Origin of the sequence: Pseudomonas sp. C1C7, assembly GCF_013359595.1 — a bacterium.
Taxonomy (GTDB): Bacteria; Pseudomonadota; Gammaproteobacteria; order Pseudomonadales; family Pseudomonadaceae; genus Aquipseudomonas.
The window spans coordinates 42,452-53,052 of sequence record NZ_JABFMP010000039.1; the positions used below are offsets into that span (position 1 = coordinate 42,452).

Below are 10,601 nucleotides of genomic sequence, written 5' to 3' on the forward strand. Positions count from 1 at the left end.
ACGTCCGTCATAATAGGCGCTTATAACTGTCACGCTCGCCCGTACGCGCGGGCTCAGGAGTCTGCCGTGAGCTTTACCCCCGCCAACCGTCTGTTCCCCGCAACCCGCCTGCGCCGCAACCGTCGTGACGATTTCTCGCGTCGACTGGTCCGTGAAAACGTCCTGACCGTCGATGACCTGATTCTGCCGGTGTTCGTGCTGGACGGTGAAAACCGTCGCGAAGCGGTGGCCTCGATGCCGGGCGTGGAGCGCCTGACCATCGATCTGTTGCTGGAAGAAGCGGCCAAGTGGGTCGAGCTGGGGATTGCGGCGCTGGCGCTGTTCCCGGTAACGCCGCCTGAGCTCAAGTCACTGGACGCCGCCGAAGCCTGGAACCCGGACGGCATCGCCCAGCGCGCCACCCGTGCCCTGCGCGCGCAATTCCCTGAGCTGGGTGTGATCACCGACGTCGCGCTGGACCCGTTCACCACCCACGGCCAGGACGGCATTCTCGACGAAGAAGGCTATGTGCAGAACGACATCACGGTCGATGCACTGGTCCGCCAGGCCCTGTCCCATGCTGAAGCCGGTGCGCAGGTGGTGGCGCCGTCGGACATGATGGACGGTCGCATCCAGGCGATCCGCGAGGCCCTTGAAGTGGCCGGTCACGTCAACGTGCGGATCATGGCCTACTCGGCCAAATACGCCAGCGCCTACTATGGCCCGTTCCGCGATGCGGTCGGTTCGGCGTCGAACCTGGGCAAGGCCAACAAGGCCTCCTATCAGATGGACCCGGCCAACAGTAACGAAGCCCTGCACGAAGTGGCGGCGGACTTGTCTGAAGGTGCAGACATGGTCATGGTCAAGCCAGGCATGCCGTATCTGGACATCCTTTGCCGGGTCAAAGAAGAATTCAAAGTGCCGACTTTCGTTTATCAAGTCAGCGGCGAATACGCCATGCACATGGCGGCGATCCAGAATGGCTGGTTGAGCGAAGGGGTGATTCTCGAATCCCTGACCGCTTTTAAACGCGCAGGCGCTGATGGCATTCTGACGTACTTTGCCGTTCGCGCAGCTCAATTGTTACGAGAGCAAAAATAGCCCTCCCAGGAACACTCGATGAATACCGAAGGACTCAGTGAAGTTGCCGTACAAGACGCTCAACCCGTGGTCGAGCAAATCGCCGAAACCCCGCCGGAGCTGGAGCCTGCTCCCCCGGCCGCGGTAACCGAGGCCGCTGCGGCGGCACCGGCGGCGATTGCCATTCCCGGCCTGGATGACAGCAGTCTGTACATCCACCGCGAGCTGTCCCAACTGCAGTTCAACATCCGTGTGCTGGAACAGGCGCTGGACGAGTCCTATCCGTTGCTGGAGCGACTGAAGTTCCTGCTGATCTTCTCCAGCAACCTGGACGAGTTCTTCGAAATTCGTGTCGCGGGCCTCAAGAAGCAGATCACCTTCGCCCGTGAACAGGCCGGTGCCGACGGCCTGCAACCGCACCAGGCCCTGGCGCGCATCAGCGAACTGGTCCACGGTCACGTCGACCGCCAGTACGCGATCCTCAACGACATTCTGTTGCCGGAGCTGGAAAAACATCAGGTCCGCTTCATCCGTCGCCGTCACTGGACGACCAAGCTGAAAACCTGGGTGCGCCGCTACTTCCGCGACGAAATCGCCCCGATCATCACACCGATCGGCCTCGACCCGACCCACCCGTTCCCCTTGCTGGTGAACAAGAGCCTGAACTTCATCGTCGAGCTCGAGGGTATCGATGCCTTCGGTCGCGACTCCGGTCTGGCGATCATCCCGGCCCCGCGCCTGTTGCCGCGGATCATCAAGGTGCCGGAAGAGGTCGGCGGCGCCGGCGACAACTATGTGTTCCTGTCGTCGATGATCCACGCCCACGCCGATGACCTGTTCCAGGGCATGAAGGTGAAGGGCTGCTACCAGTTCCGCCTGACCCGAAACGCCGACCTGGCGCTGGACTCCGAAGACGTGGAAGATCTGGCCCGCGCCCTGCGCGGCGAGCTGTTCTCCCGTCGCTATGGTGACGCGGTGCGTCTGGAAGTGGCCGACACCTGCCCGAAACACCTGTCCGACTACCTGCTCAAGCAGTTCAACCTGAGCGAGACCGAGCTGTATCAGGTCAACGGTCCGGTGAACCTGACCCGTCTGTTCAGCATCACTGGCCTGGACAGCCAGCGCGATCTGCAGAACGCGCCGTTCACTCCGCAGATTCCGAAGCTTTTGCAGAACAGCGAGAACATTTTCAGCGTGATCAGCAAGCAGGACATCCTGCTGCTGCACCCGTTCGAATCCTTCACCCCGGTGGTCGATCTGCTGCGCCAGGCCGCCAAGGACCCGCACGTACTGGCGGTGCGTCAGACCCTGTACCGTTCCGGCGCCAACTCGGAAATCGTCGATGCGTTGGTGGACGCCGCGCGTAACGGCAAGGAAGTCACCGCGGTGATCGAACTGCGGGCGCGGTTCGACGAAGAATCCAACCTGCAACTGGCCAGCCGCCTGCAAGCGGCCGGTGCGGTGGTGATCTACGGCGTGGTCGGCTTCAAGACTCACGCCAAGATGATGCTGATCCTGCGCCGCGAAGCCGGTGAAATCGTGCGTTACGCGCACCTGGGTACCGGTAACTACCACGCCGGCAACGCTCGTCTGTACACCGACTACAGCCTGCTGACCTCCGACGACGCGCTGTGCGAAGACGTCGGCAAGCTGTTCAGCCAGCTGATCGGCATGGGTAAAACGTTGCGCATGAAGAAGCTGCTGCATGCGCCGTTCACCCTGAAGAAGGGCATGCTCGACATGATCGCCCGGGAAACCCAGTTCGCCCTCGACGGCAAACCGGCGCACATCATCGCCAAGTTCAACTCGCTGACCGATCCGAAGATCATTCGCGCGCTTTACAAGGCCAGCCAGTCAGGCGTGCGCATCGACCTGGTGGTGCGCGGCATGTGCTGCCTGCGTCCGGGTATCGCCGGGGTTTCCCACAACATCCACGTGCGCTCGATCATCGGCCGCTTCCTGGAACACACCCGGGTTTTCTACTTCCTCAACGGCGGCGAAGAGCAGATGTTCCTCTCCAGTGCCGACTGGATGGAGCGCAACCTCGACAAGCGCGTCGAGACCTGCTTCCCGGTGGAAGGCAAGAAGCTGATCATGCGGGTGAAGAAGGAGCTGGAGCTGTATCTGACCGACAACACCCACAGCTGGAGTCTGCAGTCGGATGGTCGTTACATCCGCAACACGCCGACCGGCAACCAGAACCCGCGTAGCGCGCAGGCGACGTTGCTGGAGCGCCTTGGCAGCCCGATCCTGCCGGTGAGTAGCTAACAAAAAAGGCGATCCCGAAAGGATCGCCTTTTTTTATTGCACTGAAATCACTCCCTGTAGGAGCTGCCGCAGGTTGCGATCTTTTGATCTTGCTTCTCTAAAATCAAAAGATCGCAGCCTCGTTTCACTCGACAGCTCCTAAAGGGGGCAGGTCGGGGGGTTAGCGCACGGTCAGGACGATATCCACCCGCGTCAGCCATTCAGCTTCGATCTCGAAATCAGCCTGGGTCAGCTGGTTGTCTTCCAGCCATTTCTCCGGGAACACCACTTCCAGGTTGTTGCCATTGGCGTTCAGTTCCACTTGAGGCATCTGCTGGGTGCCGCGGATGTGGTGGAACAGGATCGCAAAGCGCAGCAGTACGCACAGGCGAATCAGCTTGATGCCGTCTTCCTCGAAGTCGGCGAAGCGGTCTTTTGGAATGTTACGGCGGTGGCCGCGCACCAGCAGCGCGAGCATCAACTGGTCTTCGCGGGAGAAGCCGGCGAGGTCCGAGTGCTCGATCAGGTAGGAGCCGTGTTTGTGGTACTGATAGTGGGCGATGTCCAGGCCCACTTCATGGACCTTGGCCGCCCAGCTGAGCAGCTCGCGCCAGACGCCGTCTTCCAGATCCCAGTCCTTGGCCACCTGATCGAACGCATGCAGGGCCTTGCGCTCGACCCGCGCGGCCTGTTCCAGGTCGACGTGGTAGCGCTCCATCAGCGAGGTCAGGGTGCGTTCGCGCACGTCCTCATGATGATGGCGACCCAGCAGGTCGTAGAGCACGCCTTCACGCAGGGCACCTTCGCAGTGGTCCATGCGTTCGAGTTCGAGGGAGTCGAAGATGGCTTCGAGAATCGCCAGGCCCGCAGGGAAAATCGCCCGGCGATCCGGCTTGATGCCTTCGAAGTCGATCTTCTCGACATCGCCCAGCTTGATCAGCTTGCGCTTGAGCCAGGCCAGGCCTTCTGCGTTGACTTCACCGGAACCGTGTCCGCCGGCCTTCAGCGCCAGGCCGATGGCGCGGATGGTCCCCGAGGAGCCGATGGCTTCATCCCAGGTCAGGCGGTGCAGGGCGTGTTCGATGCTCATGATCTCCAGCCGCGCCGCCGTGTACGCCTGGGCGTAGCGGGCCGGGGTGATCTTGCCGTCCTTGAAGTAGCGCTGGGTGAAGCTCACGCAGCCCATCTGCAGGCTTTCGCGCAGCAGCGGTTCGAAGCGCTGGCCGATGATGAATTCGGTACTGCCGCCGCCGATGTCGGCGACCAGGCGCTTGCCCGGCGTGTCGGCGAGGGTGTGGGACACGCCGAGATAGATCAGACGCGCTTCCTCACGACCGGAGATGACTTCCACCGGGTGGCCGAGAATTTCTTCGGCGCGATGGATGAATTCGGCGCGGTTGCGGGCCTCACGCAAGGCGTTGGTGCCCACGATCCGCACGGCGCCCAGCGGCATACCGTTGATCAGCTGGGCGAAGCGCTTGAGGCAATCGAGCCCGCGCTGCATGGATTCTTCGCTCAGACGACGTTCTTCGTCGATGCCGGCGGCCAGCTGAACCTTTTCCCCGAGACGTTCGAGAATGCGGATTTCGCCGTTCTGGGCCTTGGCCACGACCATATGGAAACTGTTGGAGCCCAGGTCGATCGCGGCGATCAGGGACAGATTCTTGGCTTGGGAATGGGGCATGGTCAGGGTCTCGGTCGATAACCCCGACATCGTGCCACGATCAACGGCTGGCGCCAACGCGCAGTGTTCAAAGCCTTGATCCTGGGCAGTTAATCGCGAGCAGGCTCGCTCCCACATTGGGCTTCGGTGTTTTCGGCGAACAAGTGCTGGCCGATCCAGTTCAACAACTGGCGGATCATCAAGGCCATGCACAGGTACATCAGTGCGGTCAGGGCGTAGGTTTCGAAGGCGCGTGCATTGCGCGATTGAAGGACGTCGGCGACGAAGCTCAGCTCCTGGGTCGCGATCAGGGAACACACCGACGAGCCGAGCATGACGACGATGATCTGGTTGCTCAACGCCGGCCAGGCGTTGCTCAGGGCGGGACGCAGGGCTTCGATGCGAGGCCGGGGGACGGTCTGGAGACTGTCGCGGATGATGTCCGTGGCGTGCGCACCCAGGTTGATCACCATCGCCAATGCCGCGGCCTGCCAAGGGGAAATCGGAACGCCAAGGGCCGGCAGGCCAAAGAAGATGCACAGCAGTTGCATCAGGAACGGCGTATTGCGGATCACCTCGACATAGACGCCGAAAATCGCCGCGAACGGTCGGACGTTCCGCGCTCGCACCCATGCACCAAGGGCACCGATGCTCAGCCCGAGTACCGCGCCGATGGCCGTCAGCTCCAAAGTGAACAGCGCGCCGCGCAACAGCAGTTCGGTGTTGCCCACCATTGGCAGGAAATCGGACGGATAAGCCATGGTGTGTCCTCGAATCGGCCGCCAGTGAGTTCTGCGATTCGATACAGCACGTGCCATGCCAGCCTGTGTCCGGGCGCGGCACGCGGGCCATCGGGCTATTGATAGTCAGGCGACATGCACCGCAATGGCGCATTGTCGATGCGCTGCGAGCGCCTTTGGGGCTGGAAACGCAAAAGACCGTTCATCCGGACCGGATGGTCATGAAGATCTGCCAAAGCGCCACATTGCTGGACCTGGGCTATACACAGACTCATGAAACACCATAGCGAGACTCAATCAACTGCGGCTTCCTGAACGAGGGAAGGGCGGCTATGATGGGCCACGTTTTTTTGCTTACAACCCTGGAGAATTCCATGAGCAGCGATCTTATCAAACACGTTAGCGACGCTAGCTTCGAGGCCGATGTACTCAAGGCTGAAGGCGCTGTACTGGTCGACTACTGGGCTGAGTGGTGCGGCCCTTGCAAAATGATCGCTCCTGTTCTGGACGAAATTGCAGAGACTTACAAAGGCAAGCTGACCGTTGCCAAACTGAACATCGACGAAAACCAGGAAACCCCTGCCAAGCACGGCGTACGTGGTATCCCGACCCTGATGCTGTTCAAGAACGGCAACGTTGAAGCGACCAAGGTCGGCGCCCTGTCGAAATCGCAACTGGCCGCTTTCCTCGACGCCAACATCTAAGCGTCGTTGTAGCCAGTCTGCCAAAGGCCCCGCAAATCGCGGGGCCTTTTCGTTATGCAGGGCTAGACGGCTCCCAAACTCAAGTGATACATTCGGCCCCGCACTGGTTTCTCCATTGCCCCCTGCTAGCCGTCGCCGACGCTCTCCTTTTCGAATAAGTACGCGATCCTGTCGCCTTCTCCGCGGCGCGGCCTCATTAAGCCAAAAGCTTAATTTCCCCCCTCCATAAATGATTACGTCATTCCTATATGAATCTGACTGAACTCAAGCAAAAGCCGATTACCGAACTGCTCGAATTGGCCGAACAGATGGGCATAGAAAATATGGCCCGTTCGCGCAAGCAGGACGTGATTTTCTCCCTGCTCAAGAAGCACGCGAAAAGCGGTGAGGAAATCTCCGGTGATGGCGTGCTGGAGATTCTCCAGGACGGCTTCGGCTTCCTCCGCTCTGCAGACGCCTCCTATCTCGCCGGCCCGGACGATATCTACGTCTCGCCGAGCCAGATCCGTCGCTTCAACTTGCGCACCGGTGACACCATCGTTGGCAAGATCCGCCCTCCAAAGGAAGGTGAGCGTTATTTCGCGCTGCTCAAGGTCGACACCATCAACTTCGACCGTCCGGAAAACGCCAAGAACAAGATTCTCTTCGAGAACCTGACCCCGCTGTTCCCGACCGTGCGCATGAAGATGGAAGCCGGCAACGGTTCCACCGAGGACCTCACCGGTCGTGTGATCGACCTGTGCGCCCCGATCGGCAAAGGCCAGCGTGGTCTGATCGTTGCTCCGCCGAAAGCGGGCAAGACGATCATGCTGCAGAACATCGCCGCGAACATCGCGCGTAACAACCCTGAAGTTCACCTGATCGTGCTGCTGATCGACGAGCGTCCGGAAGAAGTGACCGAAATGCAGCGCACCGTGCGCGGCGAAGTGGTTGCCTCGACGTTCGACGAGCCGCCAACCCGTCACGTGCAGGTTGCCGAAATGGTGATCGAGAAGGCCAAGCGCCTGGTCGAACACAAGAAGGACGTGGTGATCCTGCTCGACTCCATCACCCGTCTGGCCCGTGCCTACAACACCGTGATCCCGAGCTCCGGCAAGGTGCTGACCGGTGGTGTCGATGCCCACGCCCTGGAAAAACCGAAGCGTTTCTTCGGTGCCGCACGGAACATCGAAGAAGGCGGCTCGCTGACCATCATCGCCACCGCGCTGGTTGAAACCGGCTCGAAGATGGACGAAGTGATCTACGAGGAGTTCAAGGGTACCGGCAACATGGAGCTGCCTCTGGACCGCCGTATCGCTGAAAAGCGCGTCTTCCCGGCCATCAACATCAACCGTTCCGGTACTCGCCGCGAAGAGTTGCTGACGGCTGACGATGAGCTGCAGCGCATGTGGATTCTGCGCAAGCTGCTGCATCCGATGGATGAAGTGGCTGCCATCGAGTTCCTGGTCGACAAGCTGAAAACGACCAAGACCAACGATGAGTTCTTCCTGTCGATGAAGCGCAAGTAAGTCGACAGCTCTGCAAAAAGCCGGGGAAACCCGGCTTTTTGCTATCCGATTTTCGCTCAACAGGTTCTGAAGCGTCTGGTTCGGCGCTAAACTGCCAGCCCCCGAACGCCACGGCCAACACGAGGCTCACGCATGCAGTATCGCGACTTGCGCGACTTTATCAGCGGTCTGGAACAGCGCGGCGAACTCAAGCGCATCCAGGTTCCGGTGTCCCCAGTGCTCGAAATGACCGAGGTCTGCGACCGCACCTTGCGCGCCAAGGGCCCGGCCCTGCTCTTCGAAAAGCCTACCGGTTTTGACATTCCCGTCCTCGGCAACCTGTTCGGCACCCCCGAGCGCGTCGCGTTGGGCATGGGCGCCGAAGCAGTCAGCGAACTGCGCGAGATCGGCAAGCTGCTGGCGTTCCTAAAGGAGCCCGAGCCGCCGAAGGGGCTGAAAGACGCCTGGTCCAAGCTGCCGATCTTCCGCAAGATCATCTCGATGGCGCCCAAGGTCGTCAAAGACGCGATCTGCCAGGAAGTGGTCATCGAAGGCGATGACGTCGACCTCGGCAAGTTGCCGGTGCAGACCTGCTGGCCGGGCGACGTCGCGCCCCTGATCACCTGGGGTCTGACCGTCACCAAAGGCCCGAACAAGGATCGCCAGAACCTCGGCATCTACCGTCAGCAGGTGATTGGCCGCAACAAAGTCATCATGCGCTGGCTGAGCCACCGTGGCGGCGCACTGGATTATCGCGAGTGGTGCGAGAAACATCCGGGCCAGCCGTTCCCGGTCTCGGTGGCCCTGGGTGCCGACCCTGCGACCATCCTCGGCGCCGTGACACCGGTGCCGGACACCCTGTCCGAATACGCCTTCGCCGGCCTGTTGCGCGGCAACCGTACCGAACTGGTGAAATGCCGCGGCAACGACCTGCAAGTGCCGGCCACCGCCGAGATCATCCTCGAAGGCGTGATCCATCCGGGCGAGATGGCCGATGAAGGTCCCTACGGCGACCACACCGGCTACTACAACGAAGTCGACAGCTTCCCGGTGTTCACCGTCGAGCGCATCACCCACCGCACCAAGCCGATCTATCACAGCACCTACACCGGCCGTCCGCCGGATGAGCCGGCGATTCTCGGCGTGGCGCTCAACGAAGTGTTCGTGCCGATCCTGCAGAAGCAGTTCCCGGAAATCACCGACTTCTACCTGCCGCCCGAAGGCTGTTCGTACCGCATGGCCGTGGTGACCATGAAGAAGTCGTATCCGGGCCACGCCAAGCGGGTAATGCTCGGTGTCTGGTCGTTTTTGCGACAGTTCATGTACACCAAGTTCGTTATCGTCACCGACGACGACATCAATGCGCGGGACTGGAACGACGTGATCTGGGCCATCACCACGCGCATGGACCCCAAGCGCGACACGGTGATGATCGAAAACACGCCGATCGACTATCTGGACTTCGCTTCGCCGGTGTCTGGCCTGGGCTCGAAGATGGGCCTGGACGCCACCCATAAATGGCCAGGGGAAACCACGCGCGAATGGGGCCGGGTGATCGTCAAGGACGATGCCGTGACCCAGCGGATCGATGCCATCTGGAATCAGTTAGGAATAGATTGATGCGTGTAACCTTGCAGCCCTCCGGAGCAGTGCTGGAGATTCAGCCCGGCGAGCGGATTCTCGATGGCGCACGCCGTCTCGGCTATGAATGCCCGCAAAGCTGCCGCAATGGCAATTGCCATGTGTGCGCGGCGTTGCTCGTGGAAGGTCGGGTCGAACTGGCCGGCCTCGTGCGTGACCATGGCGAGTTCTACACTTGCATAGCAGAGCCGCTGGAAGACTGCATCGTGCTGTGGGATGGCGTGCTCGCGCTGGGAGAGTTGCCGGTGCGCACCCTGTCGTGTCAGGTCACCAGTTGCACCGAAGTCGGTGGTGATACCTGGCGCGTGAGACTGCGCACGCCGGCCGGCAAGCCACCGCGTTACCACGCCGGCCAGTACCTGATGATCCATCGGGACAACGGCGACAAGTCATCCTTTTCCCTGGCCTCGGCGCCATCGGGCGGGCGGGATCTGGAAATCCACGTGCTGGCGCGTGAGCCCAGTGCGCAAAATCTGATCAAACAACTGCAGCGCGACTCGATGGTGCGGATCGACATGCCCTTTGGCGATGCGCACCTGGCCGAGCTGCCGGACGGCCCCTTGGTGCTGATCGCTGCGGGCACCGGCATGGGTCAGATTCACGGCCTGATCGAACATTGCCGCGCCGAGGGTTTCAAGCATCCGGTGCACCTGTATTGGGGCGTGCGTCGTCCGGAAGACTTTTATGAAGTCGAACACTGGGATGAGTGGCTGAAACTGCCGAATCTGTTCCTGCACAAAGTTGTCAGCGATCAATGCGGCTGGCAGGGGCGTTGCGGCATGTTGCATGAAGCGGTCTGTGAAGATTTCCCTGATCTGAAGGCGTTGCATGTCTACGCCAGCGGCTCGCCGGCGATGGTCTATGGCACGCTGGATGCGCTGGTGGAAGCAGGGATGGACGCCCACCAGATGCGCGCCGACGTCTTCGCCTACGCCCCAAGATCCTGACCCTGCCCCTGTAGGAGCTGCCGCAGGCTGCGATCTTTTGATCTATGTATTTGAAAATCAAAAGATCGCAGCCTGCGGCAGCTCCTGCAGGTTTATAACCCTCTATATAGCCC

At 60.9% G+C, this 10,601-nt stretch carries 8 protein-coding genes; 6 read left to right on the top strand and 2 right to left on the bottom strand.

Annotated features, from left to right (window positions below; genetic code table 11):
- Window positions 1–66 precede the first annotated feature (66 nt).
- Both hemB and ppk1 read left to right on the top strand, forming a co-directional pair.
- Window positions 67–1,080, top strand: a complete 1,014-nt coding sequence (gene hemB / locus HNO86_RS25145) for a porphobilinogen synthase (RefSeq protein ID WP_175379622.1) — start codon at window positions 67–69, stop codon at window positions 1,078–1,080.
- 18 nt (window positions 1,081–1,098) lie between these two features.
- Window positions 1,099–3,327 (top strand): polyphosphate kinase 1, encoded by a 2,229-nt coding sequence (ppk1, locus tag HNO86_RS25150; protein WP_175379623.1) that lies wholly within the window; start codon window positions 1,099–1,101, stop codon window positions 3,325–3,327.
- A gap of 160 nt (window positions 3,328–3,487) precedes the next feature.
- Here ppk1 and ppx read toward each other — a convergent pair whose 3' ends face one another.
- Together ppx and HNO86_RS25160 are read right to left on the bottom strand one after the other, a co-directional pair.
- Window positions 3,488–4,990, bottom strand: coding sequence for an exopolyphosphatase (ppx, locus tag HNO86_RS25155; protein WP_175379624.1), 1,503 nt, complete (start codon window positions 4,988–4,990; stop codon window positions 3,488–3,490).
- An 89-nt stretch (window positions 4,991–5,079) separates the two neighbouring features.
- On the bottom strand, window positions 5,080–5,730 hold the full coding sequence (locus HNO86_RS25160; RefSeq protein WP_175379625.1) for an amino acid ABC transporter permease: 651 nt from the start codon (window positions 5,728–5,730) through the stop codon (window positions 5,080–5,082).
- Between the two features lie 353 nt (window positions 5,731–6,083).
- Between HNO86_RS25160 and trxA the strand changes: the two genes are divergently transcribed.
- The 4 genes from trxA to HNO86_RS25180 all read left to right on the top strand — a co-directional run bounded on the left by trxA (window position 6,084) and on the right by HNO86_RS25180 (window position 10,488).
- Window positions 6,084–6,413, top strand: a complete 330-nt coding sequence (gene trxA / locus HNO86_RS25165) for a thioredoxin TrxA (RefSeq protein ID WP_003206727.1) — start codon at window positions 6,084–6,086, stop codon at window positions 6,411–6,413.
- A gap of 248 nt (window positions 6,414–6,661) precedes the next feature.
- Entirely contained in the window at window positions 6,662–7,921 is a 1,260-nt protein-coding gene (gene rho, locus HNO86_RS25170; RefSeq protein WP_003206716.1) for a transcription termination factor Rho, read from the top strand.
- Window positions 7,922–8,053: 132 nt separating this feature from the next.
- Window positions 8,054–9,520 carry a 4-hydroxy-3-polyprenylbenzoate decarboxylase gene (ubiD, locus tag HNO86_RS25175; RefSeq protein ID WP_175379626.1) on the top strand — a complete coding sequence of 489 codons (1,467 nt, stop codon included), beginning with the start codon at window positions 8,054–8,056 and terminating at the stop codon, window positions 9,518–9,520.
- Window positions 9,520–10,488: a CDP-6-deoxy-delta-3,4-glucoseen reductase gene (locus HNO86_RS25180; RefSeq protein ID WP_175379627.1), complete on the top strand. Its 969-nt coding sequence runs from the start codon at window positions 9,520–9,522 to the stop codon at window positions 10,486–10,488. Before ubiD ends, HNO86_RS25180 begins: the two co-directional genes overlap by 1 nt.
- Window positions 10,489–10,601: the final 113 nt, after the last annotated feature.

Bases quoted from the DNA above. Each gene is read 5' to 3' on its own strand.
- ppk1 (WP_175379623.1), top strand. From the start codon at position 1,099: ATGAATACCGAAGGACTCAGTGAAGTTGCCGTACAAGACGCTCAACCC.
- HNO86_RS25180 (WP_175379627.1), top strand. From the start codon at position 9,520: ATGCGTGTAACCTTGCAGCCCTCCGGAGCAGTGCTGGAGATTCAGCCC.
- ubiD (WP_175379626.1), top strand. From the start codon at position 8,054: ATGCAGTATCGCGACTTGCGCGACTTTATCAGCGGTCTGGAACAGCGC.
- trxA (WP_003206727.1), top strand. From the start codon at position 6,084: ATGAGCAGCGATCTTATCAAACACGTTAGCGACGCTAGCTTCGAGGCC.
- rho (WP_003206716.1), top strand. From the start codon at position 6,662: ATGAATCTGACTGAACTCAAGCAAAAGCCGATTACCGAACTGCTCGAA.
- ppx (WP_175379624.1), bottom strand. From the start codon at position 4,990: ATGCCCCATTCCCAAGCCAAGAATCTGTCCCTGATCGCCGCGATCGAC.
- HNO86_RS25160 (WP_175379625.1), bottom strand. From the start codon at position 5,730: ATGGCTTATCCGTCCGATTTCCTGCCAATGGTGGGCAACACCGAACTG.